12 protein-coding genes and 1 pseudogene are annotated in these 17,341 nt (G+C 73.8%); 10 read left to right on the forward strand and 3 right to left on the reverse strand.

Annotation, left to right across the window (positions count from 1 at the left end):
• Positions 1–49: 49 nt before the first annotated feature.
• Together E6U81_RS34600 and E6U81_RS34605 are read right to left on the reverse strand one after the other, a co-directional pair.
• Positions 50–292, reverse strand: a complete 243-nt coding sequence (locus tag E6U81_RS34600) for a hypothetical protein (RefSeq protein WP_030650150.1) — start codon at positions 290–292, stop codon at positions 50–52.
• A gap of 20 nt (positions 293–312) precedes the next feature.
• Positions 313–2,307: a 4-alpha-glucanotransferase gene (locus E6U81_RS34605; protein ID WP_136233963.1), complete on the reverse strand. Its 1,995-nt coding sequence runs from the start codon at positions 2,305–2,307 to the stop codon at positions 313–315.
• A 231-nt stretch (positions 2,308–2,538) separates the two neighbouring features.
• Here E6U81_RS34605 and E6U81_RS34610 point away from each other — a divergent pair, with 231 nt between their 5' ends.
• Positions 2,539–5,562 (forward strand): beta-N-acetylglucosaminidase domain-containing protein, encoded by a 3,024-nt coding sequence (locus E6U81_RS34610; RefSeq protein WP_136233964.1) that lies wholly within the window; start codon positions 2,539–2,541, stop codon positions 5,560–5,562.
• A gap of 93 nt (positions 5,563–5,655) precedes the next feature.
• Here E6U81_RS34610 and E6U81_RS34620 read toward each other — a convergent pair whose 3' ends face one another.
• Positions 5,656–6,198: an HNH endonuclease gene (locus tag E6U81_RS34620; protein WP_136233966.1), complete on the reverse strand. Its 543-nt coding sequence runs from the start codon at positions 6,196–6,198 to the stop codon at positions 5,656–5,658.
• A 287-nt stretch (positions 6,199–6,485) separates the two neighbouring features.
• Here E6U81_RS34620 and E6U81_RS34625 point away from each other — a divergent pair, with 287 nt between their 5' ends.
• From E6U81_RS34625 to E6U81_RS34665, 9 genes and pseudogenes are all read left to right on the forward strand, one after another.
• Entirely contained in the window at positions 6,486–7,568 is a 1,083-nt protein-coding gene (locus E6U81_RS34625) for a mechanosensitive ion channel family protein (protein ID WP_240804186.1), read from the forward strand.
• 139 nt (positions 7,569–7,707) lie between these two features.
• Positions 7,708–8,934, forward strand: a complete 1,227-nt coding sequence (locus tag E6U81_RS34630; protein ID WP_136233967.1) for an ROK family transcriptional regulator — start codon at positions 7,708–7,710, stop codon at positions 8,932–8,934.
• Positions 8,935–9,084: 150 nt separating this feature from the next.
• On the forward strand, positions 9,085–10,425 hold the full coding sequence (locus tag E6U81_RS34635) for an ABC transporter substrate-binding protein (RefSeq protein WP_136233968.1): 1,341 nt from the start codon (positions 9,085–9,087) through the stop codon (positions 10,423–10,425).
• 3 nt (positions 10,426–10,428) lie between these two features.
• Entirely contained in the window at positions 10,429–11,373 is a 945-nt protein-coding gene (locus E6U81_RS34640) for a sugar ABC transporter permease (protein ID WP_136233969.1), read from the forward strand.
• Positions 11,370–12,230: pseudogene (locus E6U81_RS34645) on the forward strand (carbohydrate ABC transporter permease). The gene E6U81_RS34640 and the pseudogene E6U81_RS34645 overlap by 4 nt, the downstream one beginning before the upstream one ends.
• Positions 12,231–12,235: 5 nt before the next feature.
• Positions 12,236–13,522 (forward strand): 6-phospho-beta-glucosidase, encoded by a 1,287-nt coding sequence (locus E6U81_RS34650; RefSeq protein ID WP_136233970.1) that lies wholly within the window; start codon positions 12,236–12,238, stop codon positions 13,520–13,522.
• Positions 13,513–14,538, forward strand: coding sequence for a BadF/BadG/BcrA/BcrD ATPase family protein (locus tag E6U81_RS34655; RefSeq protein ID WP_136233971.1), 1,026 nt, complete (start codon positions 13,513–13,515; stop codon positions 14,536–14,538). Before E6U81_RS34650 ends, E6U81_RS34655 begins: the two co-directional genes overlap by 10 nt.
• Positions 14,539–14,744: 206 nt before the next feature.
• Positions 14,745–16,157, forward strand: coding sequence for a hypothetical protein (locus tag E6U81_RS34660; protein WP_240804189.1), 1,413 nt, complete (start codon positions 14,745–14,747; stop codon positions 16,155–16,157).
• 143 nt (positions 16,158–16,300) lie between these two features.
• Positions 16,301–17,248 (forward strand): glutamate ABC transporter substrate-binding protein, encoded by a 948-nt coding sequence (locus tag E6U81_RS34665; protein ID WP_240804190.1) that lies wholly within the window; start codon positions 16,301–16,303, stop codon positions 17,246–17,248.
• Positions 17,249–17,341 lie beyond the last annotated feature (93 nt).

Here is a 17,341-nt window from a genome sequence, read left to right on the forward strand (position 1 = left end):
CGGCGCCCGGAAGGTCACACGGCTCCGGCCCCCACGGGGCCGGACCGGGTCAGGCCTGCTTCTTCTTCGGCCTGTCCGACTTGTCGAGGGCCATCACGAGGCCCACGATGACCAGGAAGATCACGATCGGCAGGGCCACGTACAGGCCGAGCGTCTCGCCGATGCTCAGGCCCGGGCCCGGGTCGTCGCCGTCGTCGCGGGTCAGCGCGAGAGCGGGAGACGTCATCAGCAGCATCATCAGCGTCGTTCCGGCCGAGACGGCGCCGGCGCGCAGAGCGTTCTTCTTGTCCACGGTGCAAACGTAGCGAACACCTAAACGCTGCGCGCGCCCGGGGGTGCCGTACGGGGACCCGCTCCCTCCCGCACCGCGCTGAGCAGCGCGTTCGCCCGGGGCGAGGACATCAGCTCCTCCAGCGTCAGGGGCCTGCCCGAGGCATCGGCGAGCGGCAGCCGCCAGTTGGGGTACTGGTCCCAGGTGCCCGGCAGGTTCTGCGGCCGCCGGTCCCCCACGGCGTCCGGCAGCCATACGCCCACCAGGCGCGCGGGGGTGCGCAGCAGGAAGGAGTACAGGGCCTGTACGGCGGCCTCCTCCCCCTTGGTGTCGAGGCCCAGCCCGTCCAGCAGGGCCAGCCACTCGGCGGTGTCGGCGGCGTCCTCGGCCCGCTCCCGCTCGGCCGGACGGGTCAGCAGGCCGAGCCGGTCGCGCAGTTCCACATGGCCGCCGGCGAGCTTGGCGGCCGTGGGCGGCAGGTCGTGGGTGGTGACGGTGGCCAGGCAGTCCGCCCTCCAGGCCTCGGGGGCGAGCGGGCTCCCGTCGCCCGACCAGTTCCGCTCGAACCACAGCACCGACGTGCCGAGCACCCCGCGCCGGGCCAGCTCCCGGCGTACGTGCGGCTCCACGGTCCCCAGGTCCTCACCGATGACCGGGGCCCCGGCCCGGTGCGCCTCCAGCACCAGGACCGCCAGCATGGCCTCGCCGTCGTAGCCGACGTAGGTGCCCTCGGCGGGCGGGGTGCCCTCCGGGATCCACCAGAGCCGGAACAGGCCCATGACATGGTCGATGCGCAGTGCGCCGGCGTACCGGAACACCCCGCGCAGCAGCGCCCGGAAGGCGGCGTAGCCGGAGCCGGCCAGCGAGTCCGGACGCCAGGGCGGCAGCCCCCAGTCCTGGCCGCGCGCGTTGAAGGCGTCCGGCGGCGCCCCGACCGAGATGGAGCGGGCGTGCAGGGCCGGCTCGAAGGCGTCCGAACCGCCCGGGTGCACCCCGACGGCCAGGTCGTGCACGATACCGACGCTCATGCCGGCCTCGCGGGCGGCCCGCTGGGCGGCGGCGAGCTGGCCGTCCGTCAGCCAGACCAGCCAGCGGTGGAAGTCGGTGCGCGTCCTCGGGTCCTCGCCCGTGCGGGAGGCCTGCCAGCCCGCGTGGATGTCCAGCGAGGCGCCTCCCTGAGCGCAGAACGCGCGGTAGTCCGCCTCCCGTTCGGGGGTGCGCGGGACGGCGTACAGCAGCTCCAGGGCCTGGCGCTTGAGCGCCCAGACGGCGTCCCGGTCGATCAACGCGCCCTTCTCCAGCACCTCGTGGCGCAGCGCGGCCCCCCGGGCGGCCAGCTCGGCCAGGGCCTCCCGGTCGGGGCAGTCGGCGTACTCGGGGACGTCCTCGATCCGCAGGTGGACCGGGTCCGGGAAGCGCCGCGAGGACGGCCGGTACGGGGAGGGGTCGGTCGGTGTCCCCGGCAGGGAGGCGTGCAGCGGGTTGACCTGGAGGAAGCCCGCGCCGTGGGTCACGGCCGCCCAGCGGGCCAGTTCCGCGAGGTCCCCGAGGTCGCCCATGCCCCAGGAGCGCTCGGAGAGCACCGAATAGAGCTGCACGAGCAGCCCGTGGGCGCGCTCCGGCGCGGCGGGGGCCCGTTCGGGGGCCACGACCAGGGTGGCCCCGGCGGTCCGCCCGTCGGGGGCCTCGGCGGTGATCCGGTGGACCCCGAGGGGGAGTCCGGGCCCCCAGGCGAACTCCTCGCCCGACTCCTCCGCCACCACCGCGACCCTGCTGCCCGGCGGCAGCCCGGCCGGGAGCGACGCGACCGGCTCCCCCTGCCAGAGCACCACCGTGGGCGGCAGCAGCCGCCCGGCGGCCGACTCGGCGGCCTCCTCTGCGGACACCCGGATGCTCTCGGCGTCGTCGGTGACGACCCCGAGCAGGCCGAGGACGGTTCTGATGGTGGCCTCGGGGACCTGGACGGTGACGTCGGGGGCGGGCTGGTAGGCGGTGGCGATGCCGTGGAGGGCGGCGAGCCGGGCCAGGTCGTCCATGGACGGGCGCTCCTTCGTGCGTGCGGGCAGGGGGGGGTGAGGGTGAGTCAGAAGCGTGGAGCACAAAAGCGGGACGCCGCCGGGGAACAACGCAGCCATACCCACTCGGAGGGGCCGCATTCCTGGCAGATCCGGGGCAGATCACCCACCCGCATTGACACTCAAGCCGCACGGGTGGTGGGCTCGGGCTCATTCGTACGAGCGGGGGACGTCTCGCGGCGAGGAGGCTCTGTGCAGCTCAGGGGCAGGAAAAGGTCGACGGCCGCCGCCATCGCGGTGATCGGGTCGCTGCTCGGCGGCGCCGTGGCGTCCGCGCCGCTCGGGTTCCTCGCGAGCCCCTCCCTCCCGGACGGTCCGACCACCGCACCGGGCGCCGCAGGCGCGGCCGGTGCCGCCGGTGTCGGCGCCAACGGCACCGTCGGCCCCGTGCTCGACCCCGGCGCGGACACCCCGCGCAGTGCCGCCGAAGGGCCCGCCGTGTGGCCCCGGCCGCAGTCGATGGCCGCCGATCCCGCGCGCGAGGTGCCGCTCGGCCGGGAGGCCGTGCTGGTGGCACCGGCCGACGCCGATCCGCACGCCGTCCGCGTGGTGCGCGAGGCGCTGCGCAAGGCGGGTGTGAAGACCCTGCACGAGCCGGAGCCCGGGGAGCCGCTGCCCGGGCGGGGCACCGTCGTACGGCTCCAGGACGCGGGCGCGCAGGAAGCGCTGCTGGCGCTGGGCGCGACCGCGGCCACGGACCTGCCGAACGGCGGCTACCGCCTCGCCGTGGGGCGGCCCGCCGGGCGGGACACCGTCGCCCTGGCCGGCGTCGGCGAGGAGGGGCTCTTCCACGCGGCGCAGACCCTGCGTCAGCTGCTCGCCGCGGGCGGCGGGAAGGTGCCCGGCGTCCTGGTCCGCGACTGGCCGGCCGCGCCGGTGCGCGGGATCACCGAGGGCTTCTACGGGCAGCCGTGGACCGAGGAGCAGCGCCTGGCCCAGCTGGACTTCATGGGCCGCACCAAGCAGAACCGGATGCTGATCGCGTCCGGCGACGACCAGTACCGCACGACGGGCTGGCGCGAGGACTACCCGAAGGAGCGGCAGGAAGAGTTCCGCAGGCTGGCCGAGCGGGCCCGCGCCAACCGGGTCGTGCTGGCCTGGGCGGTGACCCCGGGGCAGTCCATGTGCCTGTCGTCGGCGGCCGACCGGGCGGCGCTCGGGCGCAAGCTGGACTCGATGTGGGACCTGGGCTTCCGCGCCTTCCAGGTGCAGTTCCAGGACGTCAGCTACACCGAGTGGGGCTGCCGCGCGGACGTGCAGCAGTACGGCAGGGGCCCGGAGGCCGCAGCCAAGGCGCACGCGGAGGTCGCGAACGAGCTGGCCAAGCACCTGGCCTCCCGGTATCCGGGGGCGCCCGCGCTGTCGCTGCTGCCGACCGAGTACTACCAGGAGGGCGCCACCGCCTACCGGACGGCCCTGGCCCGCGGACTGGACGCGCGGGTGGAGGTGGCCTGGACCGGCGTCGGCGTCGTGCCGCGTACGATCACGGGCCGCGAACTGGCCGGGGCGCGCTCCGCGCTGGGTCAGCAGCCCCTGATCACCATGGACAACTACCCGGTCAACGACTGGGATCCGGGCCGCATCTTCCTCGGCCCGTACGCGGGGCGCGAACCGGCGGTGGCGGGCGGCTCGGCGGCCCTGCTGTCCAACGCGATGCAGCAGCCCATCCTGTCGCGCATCCCCCTCTTCACGGCTGCCGACTTCGCCTGGAACCCGCGCGGCTACCGGGCCGGCGAGTCCTGGCAGGCCGCGGTGCGCGACCTCGCGGGCTCGGACCCGCGGGAGCGCGAGGCGGTGGCGGCACTGGCCGGGAACACCACCTCCTCCGGGCTCAAGCAGGAGGAGTCGGCGTACCTGAAGCCGCTGGTCGAGCAGTTCTGGAAGGCCCGGGCCGCGGGGGATCCGGCGGCCGGGACCGAGCTGCGCAAGGCGTTCACGGTGCTGCGCGAGGCCCCGGCCCGGCTGACCGCCCTGTCGGACGAGGCGGGTCCCTGGCTGGAGCGGCTCTCGCGTTACGGAACGGCCGGCGAACTGGCCGTGGACGTCCTGCAGGCCCAGGCCCGCGGGGACGGGGCGGCCGCCTGGCAGGCCTCCCGGGCCCTCGCCGAGGCGCGCGAGGCGCTGGCCGAGCCGGGCCCCGCCCAGGTGGACAAGGCCGTCATGGACCCCTTCCTGGAGAAGGCGGCGACGGAGGCGGACGCCTGGACCGGGGCGACCCGCACGACCGGCGCGGTGACGAAGGACGCGCAGGCCTGGACGGTGCGGCTGGACGCCGTGCGCCCCGTGTCGGCGGTGACGGTGATGACGGACCCGCTCCCGGCGGGCTCGCGGGGCGCCGTGGTGGAGGCCCACGTACCGGGCGAGGGCTGGCGCAAGGTCGGCGACGCGGCGGCCTCGGGCTGGACCCAGATCGACACGGCGGGGCTGCGCGCGGACGCGGTGCGCCTGGCCTGGGCCGGGGCCGCGCCCGTGGTGCACCAGGTGGTCCCGTGGTTCGGCGACGGCCCCCGGGCCCGCTTCGAGCTGGCCGACGGCGGCAGGACCGACGCCGAGATCGGCGGCGCCCCGCAGCGGGTCACCGCCCAGCTCTCCGCCCTGGGTCCCGGCGAGGTCCGCGGGCCGCTGTCGGCCCGGGCGCCGGCCGGGATCGAGGTGCGCCTCCCGCAGACCGCGGTGGTCCCGCGCGGCGGCCGGGCGTCGATACCGCTGGAGGTCGTCGTCGCCGCGAACACCCGGCCGGGCACCTACCAGGTCCCGGTGGCCTTCGACGGGGAGTCTCGCACCCTGACGGTGCGGGCGGTGCCCCGTACCGGCGGGCCGGACCTGCTGCGCACCGCGCGGGCGAGCTCCTCGGCGAACGAGACGGCGGCCTTCCCGGCCTCGGCGGCCGTGGACGGCTCCCCGAGCACGCGCTGGTCCTCACCGGCGGTGGACGGGGCGTGGTGGCAGGCGGAGCTGTCCGCCCCGGCCCGGGTCGGCCGGCTGGAGCTGCACTGGCAGGACGCGTACCCGTCGGCCTACCGGGTGGAGACCTCGGCCGACGGGGTGACCTGGCGGCCGGCCGCGGCCGTCACGTCCTCCAAGGGCGGCCGTGAGTCGCTCCGGCTGAACGCTCCGGCGCCGGACACCCGGTTCCTGAGGGTGACGTGCGAGCGCCGCGCGACGCGCTACGGCTGCTCGCTCTGGTCGGCGGAGGCCTACGCGGTCACGCCGTAGCCCTGTCGGGGCTCCGCCCCGGACCTCGCGCCTCGAACGCCGGCGGGGCCGGCTTCAGCCGCGCCGGCGCTTGGGTCCGGGGGGCGGGGACCCTCAGGAGGCTGCCACGCTGATCCCGATCCGCTCCAGTGCGTCGTCGGCCCCGTACGGCTGGAGGTACGGCATCCACCGGGGATCACGGTGCCCGGTGCCGATGATGCGCCAGGCCAGGCCCGAGGGCGGGGCCGGCTGGTGGCGCAGGCGCCAGCCCAGTTCCAGCAGGTGCCGGTCGGCCTTGACGTGGTTGCAGCGCCGGCACGCCGCGACGACGTTGTCCCAGACGTGCTGTCCGCCCCGGCTGCGCGGAATGACGTGGTCGACGCTGGTGGCGACGGCGCCGCAGTACATGCAGCGGCCGCCGTCCCGCGCGAACAGGGCGCGCCGGGTGAGTGGAACGGGCCCCCGGTAGGGGACCCGCACGAAGCGCTTGAGCCGTACCACGCTGGGCGCGCTGACGACCCGTGTCGCGCTGTGCAGATAGGCGCCGGATTCCTCCAGGGAGACTGCTTTGTTCTCCAGGACGAGGACGAGCGCGCGGCGGAGCGGTACGACGCCGAGGGGCTCGTACGACGCGTTGAGGACCAGGACGTGCGGCACGGACTGCCTCCTTGTACGTCGGCGGCGCGTGGCTCGCGCCGGGACGATCTGCTCTCCAGTCTCTCCTTACGGCTGGTCGAAGCGCCACCACTCGCCCGTAACGGGTCCGAGGTGTTTTCAACCACAGTCAGTCATCCCCAGGTGAGTCTGGTCTCTCCCTCGAACACGGCACCAAGGTGAAGGGATTGCCCCGTTAGTGTGGTTGGTCTGCCCGCGCAGCCGCCCCCGGACCCCGTCCGGGGGGACACCCCCGGACGGGCAGACCGCTACATCTGGAGGTTCCTGTCGTGCCCTGGCCCGCCGCTCTGCTGCCGTTGGCAGCCGATGTCCCGGACACGCCCGCTTCGGTCAAGGAGGCGCAGGAGAGCGTCACCGAAGCCGCGAGCTTCATCGAGCAGAACTGGGCCACCTGGCTGAGCATCGGTCTGCGGATCCTGCTGATCGTCGTGATAGCGGCCGTGATCCGCTCGGCGGTCCGCAAGGCGCTGACCAAGCTCATAAACCGGATGAACACCAGCGCCGAGGCGGTCGAGGGCACCGCGCTCGGCGGGCTGCTGGTCAACGCCGAGCGGCGGCGCCAGCGGTCGGAGGCGATCGGTTCCGTCCTGCGGTCGGTGGCGTCCTTCCTGATCCTGGGCACGGCCGCGCTGATGGTCCTGGCCGCCCTGAAGATCGACCTGGCCCCGCTGCTGGCCAGTGCCGGTGTGGCCGGTGTGGCCATCGGTTTCGGCGCCCGCAACCTGGTGACGGACTTCCTCTCCGGCGTCTTCATGATCATGGAGGACCAGTACGGCGTCGGCGACAAGATCGACGCCGGCGTGGCCTCGGGCGAGGTCATCGAGGTCGGCCTGCGCGTGACCAAGCTGCGCGGCGACAACGGCGAGATCTGGTACGTGCGCAACGGCGAGATCAAGCGGATCGGCAACCTCAGCCAGGGCTGGGCGACCGCGGCCGTGGACGTGCAGGTCAAGCCCTCGGAGAACCTGTCGCGGATCCGCGAGGTGGTCCAGCAGGTCGCCGACTCGATGGCGAAGGAGTCGCCCTGGGACGAGCGCCTGTGGGGGCCGGTTGAGGTCCTGGGCCTGGACGAGGTGCTGCTCGCCTCGATGACGGTGAAGGTGTCCGCCAAGACGATGCCGGGCCAGCAGTTCGCCGTGGAGCGGGAGCTGCGCTGGCGAATCAAGGAGGCCTTCGACGCCGCGGGCATCCGGATCATCGGCGGCGTGCCGGCCGCGGACGAGGAGGACGAGGCCCCGGCGGACCCGTCGGCCTCCGTCGCCGCGCCGTCCGCGCTGGCGAACCCCGCCTCGCCGCAGTCCCTGGCCACCGCCCCGATCCCGCCGCCGTCCGGCCCGCGGATCACCAAGTAGCGGCCCGGTCCGCCGCCACGCCCGCTGCCCCGCAGGCCGGTCCTCACGGACAGGACCTGCGGGGCAGCGGCATTGACAGGGCTCGAACAGTGATAGGAAACTTACCTAACAGATCGCCTCGGTGAGGGAGAGCCGCCGCATGCCCGCCGCCACGCCCGGAACGCCCAGCCTGTTGCGCGCCATGAACGACCGGGCCGCACTCGATCTCCTGCTGACGCACGGCCCGCTGTCCCGGACCCGCATCGGACACCTGACCGGGCTGTCCAAGCCCACCGCCTCCCAGCTGCTGGCCCGCCTGGAGGCCGCCGGACTCGTCGTGGCCACCGGCACCGACGGCGGCCGCCCCGGCCCCAGCGCCCAGCTGTACGCCATCAACCCGCGGGCCGCGTACGTCGCCGCCCTCGACGTCGCCCCGGGGCGCGTCCTGGCCGCCGTCGCGGACCTGACCGGCACCGTGACCGCCACCCACGAGGTCCCGTACACGGAGGGCGCGGGAGCCCTCGACCAGGTGACCGAGGCGCTCGGCGGGGCCGTCAAGGCCGCCGGGCTGCACCGCTCCGACCTGCACCGGGTGGTCATCGGCACGCCCGGCGCCTTCGACCCGCAGACCGGCCGGCTGCGCTACGCCAGCCACCTCCCCGGATGGCACTCCCCCACCCTCCTCGACGACCTGGCGGCGGCCCTGCCGATGCCCGTCGAGTACGAGAACGACGTCAACCTCGCCGCCGTCGCCGAGCAGCGCCTCGGCGCCGCCCGCGGGCACGAGGACTTCGTCCTGCTGTGGAACGAGGAGGGCCTCGGCGCCGCGCTGGTCTTCGGCGGCCGGCTGCACCGCGGCTGGACCGGCGGCGCGGGCGAGGTGGGCTTCCTGCCCGTTCCCGGCCGCCCCCTGGTCCGGCAGGTCACCCGGGCGAACTCCGGCGGCTACCAGGAGCTGGCGGGTGTGGAGGGGCTGCCCCGCCTCGCCGCGGAACTGGGCGTCGAGCCCGCCGCCGGCCCGCAGGACCCCCCGGAAGCCGGCCCGCACGGCCCGGAGGTCGCCGCCGCCGTCGCACTGCTCGCCCGGGCCGCCGCCGCGCCCGAGGGGGCGCACCTGCGCCTCCTCCAGGAGTACGCCACCGCCCTGGCCACCGGTCTCGCCTCGCTGGTCGCCGTACTGGACCCGGAGATCGTGGTCCTGGCGGGGGCCGCGATCGCCGCGGGCGGCGAACCGCTGCGCGAGCTGCTGGAGGCCGAGCTCGCCGAACTGGCCCCCTCCCGCCCCCGGCTGGTCCCGGGCGAGGTCCTCCAGCGGCCCGTCCTGCACGGCGCGCTGGAGAGCGCGCTGGCCACCACCCGGGACGAGGTCTTCGACACCTCCCGCTGACCCCCGCGCCCCGCGCGCGCCCCGCCCCACCGGCCCTCACGCGCCTGCCGCCCCCGCACGCTCCGCCGCACACACGCTCCGCGCACCACGCTCCGCCGGCACCCCCAGGCCCCCACCGGAAGTTCCCTCCCGCAGAGAGCGAGCCCCGCCATGCCCAGAACCGGACGCCTGACCACCGCAGCCGCCCTCCTCGCGGCGATATCCGCACTCGCCACGGCCTGTACGGGCCGGACCGCCGACTCCGCCACCGACGATCCGAAGGCGGACGTCACCCTCTCCTTCTGGCACGGCTGGTCCGCCCCGGGCGAGGTCAAGGCGATCGAGGACGGCATCGCCCGCTTCGAGAAGGCGCACCCGAACATCAAGGTCGAGGTCACCGGCAACATGACCGACGACAAGATCAACCAGGCGCTGCGCGCGGGCGGGGACAAGGCCCCCGACGTGGTCTCCTCCTTCACCACGGACAGCGTCGGCAAGTTCTGCAACTCCCGCGCCTTCGCCGACCTGAACCCCTTCCTGCAGAAGTCGGGCGTCGACAAGACGAAGGTCTTCCCCAAGACCCTGCTGGAATACACGCAGTTCAAGGGCAACCAGTGCACCCTGCCGCTGCTGAACGACGCGTACGGCCTCGTCTACAACAAGACCGCCTTCGCCGCCGCCGGCATCACCGAACCCCCCAGGACCTGGAGCCGGTTCGTCGAGGTCGCGCAGAAGCTGACGAAGCCGGACGCCTCGGGCGACAGCTACGAGCAGGTCGGCCTGATGCCCACCTTCCACGGCTACGAGACCACCCCCATGCGGCTCGCCGCGCAGTGGAGCCCCACCTACTTCGACGCCGACGGCCGCTCCAACCTCTCCCGGGACCCGGCCTTCGCGAAGATGCTGACCGCGCAGAAGGACCTGGTGGCGGCGCTCGGCGGATACGAGAAGCTGGAGCGGTTCCGCAGCACCTTCGGCGACGAGTGGAGCGCCGAGCACCCCTTCCACACCGGCCGGGTGGCCATGCAGATCGACGGCGAGTGGCGGGTCCCCATGGCCGAGGAGGCGGGTGTCGGCTTCGAGATCGGCACGGCTCCGCTGCCCGTCCCCGACGACCAGGCCGCCGACTACGGCAAGGGCTACCTCTCCGGCACGGTCGTCGGCATCGCCTCCGGCAGCAGGAAGCAGAACGCGGCCTGGGAACTGGTCAAGTACATGACCACCGACACCGAGGCGGTGGTGGCCTTCGCCAACGCCATCCACAACGTGCCGTCCACGCTCGCCGCCCTGGAGTCCCCTGACCTGGAGGTGACCCCGGAGCTGCGGACCTTCCTCGACATCGCCCGGCACCCGAAGTCCGGCACCACGCCCGCCCGGGCCGACGGCGGCACCTACCAGCTGACCTTCCAGGACTTCGCGTACGCGGTCGAGAAGGGCGACGTCCCCGACATCGCGGCCGGACTCGCCAAGGTCGACCGGCAGATCGACACGGACATCGCGAAGGCGGAGTAGCCGATGTCAGCCGCCGCCGCCCCGCGGTCGAAGCGCCTGCGGTCCGCCGTGCGGACCGCAGCCTTCATGTCCCCCTGGCTGATCGGGTTCTCGGTCTTCTTCGCCTATCCCCTGCTGTCCACCGTGTACTTCTCCTTCACCAAGTACGACGGCTTCCGCCCGCCCGCCCTCAACGGCGCGGACAACTGGAGCTACGTCTTCACCGACTATCCGCTGTTCTGGCCGGCGATGCGCAACACCCTGTGGCTGGTGGTGGTGATGGTGAGCTGCCGCGTGGTCTTCGGCCTCGGCGTCGGCCTGCTCGCCACGAAGATCAAGACCGGGGTCGGGGTCTTCCGGACCCTCTTCTACCTGCCCTACCTGGCGCCGCCGGTCGCCGCGACCCTCGCCTTCGTCTTCCTGCTCAACCCCGGCACCGGCCCGGCCAACACCCTGCTGGACGCGGTGGGGCTGCCCGCCCCCGGCTGGTTCACCGACGCCGACTGGTCCAAGCCCGCGCTGACCGCCCTCGCCCTGTGGGGGGTGGGCGACCTGATGGTCATCTTCATGGCCGCGCTGCTCGACGTACCGAAGGAGCAGTACGAGGCGGCCGAGCTGGACGGCGCCGGGGCCTGGGCGCGGCTGCGCCACATCACCCTGCCCAACATCTCGCCGATCATCATGTTCGCCGTGGTCACCGGGGTCATCCAGGCCATGCAGTACTACACCCAGCCGCTGGTGGCGGGGAAGGTCGCGGCCGGGGTGATCGGCGGTTCCGGCCAGCAGTTCGAGCCGGGCTACCCGGACCGGTCCACCCTGACCCTGCCCCAGCTCGTCCACAACCTCGGCTTCCAGCGCTTCGACTACGGCTCCGCGTGCGTCGTGGCGCTGGTCCTGTTCGCCCTCTCCATGGCCTTCACCGCACTTCTGATGCGGCGCCGTGGCGGTCTGATCGGAGCAGGACGATGAGCACGCACGCACCGGCCGGCGGCACCCACCGGCGCAAGGCCGTACTGCACTGGATCGCGGTGCACTCGCTGGGCGTGGCCGCCGCCCTCTTCTTCGTCCTCCCCTTCGTCTTCCTCCTGCTCACCTCGCTGATGGGAGACCGGCAGGCGCTGACCCGCGACCTGTGGCCCGACACCTGGGAGTGGGGCAACTACGCCCGGGTGTGGCACACCCCGGGCTTCCTGACCTGGTGGCGCAACACGCTCCTGTACGCCGGACTGGGCACTCTGTTGACCGTGGTCTCCTCCGTGCCCGTCGCGTACGCGCTCGCCAAGTTCCGCTTCCGCGGGCGCAACCTGTCGCTGATGCTGGTGGTCGCGATGATGATGCTGCCGCCGCAGGTGGTGGTCATCCCCATGTACCTCTTCTGGGCCAGGCAGCTCGACCTGTCGGGCAGCCTGTGGCCGCTGATCGTCCCGATGGCCTTCGGCGACGCCTTCTCGATCTTCCTGCTCCGCCAGTTCCTGCTGACCATCCCCGACGAGTACCTGGACGCGGCGCGCGTGGACGGCTGCGGCGAGGTCCGCACGCTGCTGCGCGTGGTCGTACCGATGGCCAGGCCCGGGATCGCGGCCGTCGCGCTGTTCTAGTTCTTCTGTGCCTGGAACGACTACTTCGGCCCGCAGATCTACGCCTCCGACAACCCCGCGGCCTGGACCCTCAGTTACGGACTGGAGTCCTTCAAGGGGGCGCACCACACCAACTGGAACCTGACCATGGCCGCGACCGTGCTGGTCATGGCCCCGGTGATCGTCCTCTTCTTCTTCGCCCAGAAGGCGTTCGTCGAGGGAGTCACCCTGACCGGCGTGAAAGGCTGACGACGTTGAAACTCGCAGTGGTGGGCGGCGGTTCCACCTACACCCCCGAACTGATCGACGGCTTCGCACGGCTGCGCGACACCCTGCCGGTCGAGGAGCTGGTGCTGATCGACCCGGCCACCGAGCGGCTGGAGCTGATCGGCGCCCTGGCCCGCCGGATCTTCGCCCGGCAGGACCACGCCGGCCTGGTCACCACGACCACCGACCTCGACGCGGGCGTCGCCGGGGCCGACGCCGTCCTCCTCCAGCTGCGCGTCGGCGGGCAGGCCGCCCGGCTCCAGGACGAGACCTGGCCCCTGGAGTGCGGCTGCGTCGGCCAGGAGACCACCGGCGCGGGCGGGCTCGCCAAGGCCCTGCGCACCGTCCCCGTGGTCCTCGACATCGCCGAACGGGTCCGCCGGGCCAGCCCCGACGCCTGGATCATCGACGTCACCAACCCGGTCGGGATCGTCACCCGGGCCCTCCTGAGGGCCGGGCACAGGGCCGTCGGGCTGTGCAACGTCGCCATCGGCCTCCAGCGGAAGTTCGCCGCCCTGCTGGACCTGGCCCCGTCCGACGTCCACCTGGACCACGTCGGCCTCAACCACCTCACCTGGGAGCTGGGCGTGCGGCGGGGCGGCCCGGACGGCGAGGACCTGCTGCCCGGGCTGCTCGCCGCGCACGGGGAGGCCGTCGCCTCCGACCTGCGGCTGCCGCGGGCGGTGCTGGACCGGCTCGGCGCCGTCCCCTCGTACTACCTGCGCTACTTCTACTCCCACGACGAGGTCGTACGGGAGCTGGGCACCAAGCCCTCGCGGGCCGCGGAGGTCGCCGCGATGGAGCGTGAACTGCTCGCCCTGTACGCGGATCCGGCACTCGACGAGAAGCCCGCGCTGCTGGCGAAGCGGGGCGGCGCCTTCTACTCGGAGGCGGCCGTGGACCTGGCGGCCGCCCTGCTGGGCGGCGGCGGCACGGACGTGCAGGTGGTCAACACCTACAACAACGGCACGCTGCCCTTCCTGCCCGACGACGCCGTGATCGAGGTCCAGGCGCGCGTGCGCGCCGCCGGCGGCTCCGGCCCCGTGCCGCTCCCGGTGCCGCTCCCGGTTCCGCGCCTGGACCCGCTGTTCGCCGGGCTGGTCTCACACGTGACGGCGTACGAGGACCTCGCGCTGGATGCGGCCCTGCGCGGTGGCCGCGAGCGGGTGTTCAAGGCGCTGCTCGCGCACCCGCTGATCGGCCAGTACGACCTGGCCGAAGGGCTCACCGACCGGCTCCTCGCCCACAACAAGGAGCACCTGCCATGGGCGTGACCCCCGTGGCCCCCGCGGCCCCTGCGCGCCCGGTGCCCCTCCCTCCCGTCCTCGCGATCGACGCGGGCAACAGCAAGACGGACGTCGCGCTCATCGGCTCCGACGGGTCCGTGCTGGCCGCCGGGCAGGCCGGGGGCTTCCAGCCGCCCCGCACCGGGGTGGCCGCGGCCGTGGACGTCCTGGCCGAGGCGCTGGCCTCGGCGGGGGTGCCCTCCGGCGCCGGGTCCGGGCCCGTCGCCGAGCACGTGTCGGCCTGCCTCGCCAACGCCGATTTCCCCGTGGAGGAGCGGCGGCTGGCGGACGAGATCGAGCGCCGCGGCTGGGGACGCGCCACCGCGGTGCACAACGACACCTTCGCGCTGCTGCGCGCCGGCCTGCCACCGGGCGCGGAGCCGCGGGGCGTCGCGGTGGTGTGCGGGGCGGGCATCAACTGCGTCGGGATGACCCCGGACGGGCGGACAGCGCGCTTCCCCGCGGTCGGGCGGATCTCCGGCGACTGGGGCGGCGGGGGCGGACTGGCCGAGGAGGCCCTGTGGTTCGCCGCCCGGGCGGAGGACGGCCGGGGCGCGCCGACGGAGCTGGCACGGGCGCTGCCCGCCCGGCTCGGGCACGCCTCGATGGCCTCGCTGATCGAGGCGATGCACCTGGGGGACGTGCCGGCCGGCCGGCGGCACGAACTGGCCCCGGTGCTGTTCGAGGTGGCCGACGCCGGTGACCCGGTGGCGCTCTCGCTGGTGCACCGTCAGGCCGACGAGGTCGTCGCCATGGCCGTGGTGGCGCTGGGCCGCCTGGGCCTGCTGGCCGAGGAGGTGCCGGTGGTGCTGGGCGGCGGGGTGCTGGCGGCCCGGCACCCGGGGCTCGACGACCGGATCGCGGCGGGCTTCGCCCAACGGGCCCCGCGCGCCCGGATCACGGTGGTCACGGCGCCTCCGGTGCTGGGCGCCGGGCTGCTCGGTCTGGACGCGCTCGGGGCTGCGGCGGAGGCCCACGGAAAACTCCGTGCCCATTTCGGTTGAACCCGCCCCGGAAGGCGCCCGGTCTGGAACCGTTACGGCCGTAAGCGCGTATTGACGGTGAAGGGGTGACGAAAGGCACCCCCGGGGGCGGATCGCCCCGGATCCAGCACCGGGTGCTGTGGTCCACCGGCACTACGGCCATACTGCTGCTGCGCAGGGGGATCTCCCGGCGCCGGCCGGGGGACGACAGGACCGAGGGGGAGGTCATGGTGGCGATCACATCACGCGCGCCCGCGCCCGGGGGTGGTGTCTCCGCGCCGCCCGCCGGCGCACCGGCGTCGCCGCCCGACGGGCCGCCTGGGCGGCGCACCGCCTGGTCCGAGGGAGTGCAGCGGCTGCGTGAGGCCGCCACCACCGAGCCGGGCCGGCTGCGGATCATCGGCGCGGTACTGGCCGCACTGATCGTGCTGTTCGGCACGGTGAGCGTGTGGGAGATCTCCGCCCGGGCCACCGCCGCCGACGACGTCGTGGGCCGCAGCCAGCCGCTGAGCGCGGACGCCGCCAGCATCTACCGCTCGCTCGCCGACGCCGACACCACCTCCTCCAGCGGGTTCCTCCTCGGCGCGCAGGAGCCGCGCGAGGTCCGCCAGCGCTACGAGAAGGACATCGCCAACGCCTCCCGCCTGCTGGTGAGCGCCGCCGCCAACACCGGCGGCAGCAAGGAGTCCCGCGAGCAGATCACCCTGCTGAGCGAACAGCTGCCGCGCTACACCGGCCTGATCGAGCAGGCCCGGGCCACCAACCGGCAGGGCCTGCCGCTGGGCGGCGCATACCTCCGTTACGCCAACGAACAGATGACCACCCAGCTGCTGCCCGCCGCCCAGCGGCTGTACGAGGCGGAGACCCGCCGGCTGCACACCGACGACGACGACGCCCGTGCCTGGCCGCTGGGTTCGCTGGGCCTCGGCGTACTCGCCGTGGCCGCCCTGGTGTGGGCGCAGCGGCGCAACTACCGCCACACGAACCGGGTCTTCAACCACGGGCTGGTGGCCGCGACCGCCGCCTCCGTGGTGGTGCTGCTCTGGCTGTCCGTCGGCCACACGGTGGCGCGTTCCTCGCTGAGTGAAGCCCGCACGGACGGGCAGGAGTCGATGAAGGTGCTCAACGACGCGCGGATCGCCTCCCTCCAGGCCCGTGCGAGTGAGAACCTGACCCTGATCGCGCGGGGCGCCGTACTGGCCGAGGACAAGAAGTCCGACAAGTACGACGTGGACTTCACGAACAACATGAAGCAGCTGGACGCGGGGCTCGCGACCGCGCTGCGGCTGGCCGACGACGATGACGGCCGGGCGCCCGTGAGCCGGGCCGTGGACGGCGTCGAACAGTGGAAGCAGCGGCACACGGCGGCCCGGGAGGCGGACTTGAAGGGCGACTACGAAGCCGCACTGCCGCAGGTCGTCGGGGACGCGCAGCACAAGGAGAGCAGCGGCGCCGCCTTCGACACGGTGGACGCCTCCCTGGAACAGGCCGTCGCCCACGAGCAGCGGGAGTTCACCCGCGCCGCCCAGAACGGTCTGGGCGCGCTGGGCGGCCTGGTGACGGGCTCGGCGGTACTGGTGGTCATCGGCGCGACAGCGGCCCTGCTCGGTATCGGGCGCAGGCTTTCGGAGTACAGGTGAGAGCGATGCGGATACGGGCGAGGCGGGCCGCCGAAGGCCATGAGGAGTACGAGGAGCACGAGGTACGCACGCGTGTCCCGGGCCCGGTGTCCGGGGTCCGGCGGGCCGCGCGCCGGCTGCGCGGCTGGGGCGGTGTGAGCGCGATGGCGGTCGCCTGCGCCATGACGGCCGCGGTCGTACTGCTGCCGCTGGCCCACGCCACTCCGGACACCACACCCGGCGTCCCCGCCCGCGGGCCCGCACCGGCGGCCCCGGCGGCCCCCTGGGTCCTCTCGGACACCTGCCAGGACCCCGAGGCCAGCCTGCGCCCGTCCGACGTGGACGGGGCGGCCATCGCGCGGATCAAGGCGGCGGGCAAGCTCGTCGCGGGCGTGGACCAGAACAGCTTCCGCTGGGGGTACCGCAACCAGACCGCGGAGGGCGGCCGCCTCGACGGCTTCGACATCGACCTGGTCAAGGCCATCGCCAAGGACATCCTGGGCGACGAGAACGCGGTCATCTACCGGGCCATCCCGACGAGCCAGCGCATCCCCGCCCTCCAGGAGGGCCGCGTCGACATCGTCGTGCGGACCATGACCATCAACTGCAAGCGGCTGGAGGACGTCGCCTTCTCGACGGCCTACTTCGAGGCCGGGCAGCAGGTGCTGGCCCCGAAGGGCTCGCCGATCACCGGGTACGACGCCTCGCTGAAGGACAAGCGGATCTGCGTCGCGGCCGGTTCCACCGCGGAGAGCGCGCTCAAGGCACAGTCCTACGGCGCGGCCCCGGTCACCGTGGCCAACCAGCTCGACTGCCTGGTCCGGCTCCAGCTGGCCGAGGTCGACGGCATCATCACGGACAACGCCCTCGCCGCCGGCCAGGCGGCGCAGGACCCCTCGGTGCGGCTGGTGGGCTCGCCCTTCACCCGCGAGTTCTACGGGGTCGCGATGAACAAGGACGCCCCCGACCTGGTCCGCCGCGTCAACAAGGTGCTGGAGAACTACCGCGCGGGCGGCAATGACAGCCCGTGGATGAAGGCGTACCTCAAGCACCTCCAGCCCGTGCTGCCCGGCGTGACCGGGCCGCCCGCGCCCAAGTACCGGGACGGCTGAGGCCGGTGGCGATTTCGGGCACGGGACCGGGCACGAGGTCGGACACGGAGGGGAACGGGGAAGCGCACACGGAGGCGGCAGCGGAAGCGGAGG

It is taken from the genome of Streptomyces sp. A0592 (genome assembly GCF_004795115.1).
GTDB lineage: Bacteria > Actinomycetota > Actinomycetes > Streptomycetales > Streptomycetaceae > Streptomyces > Streptomyces erythrochromogenes.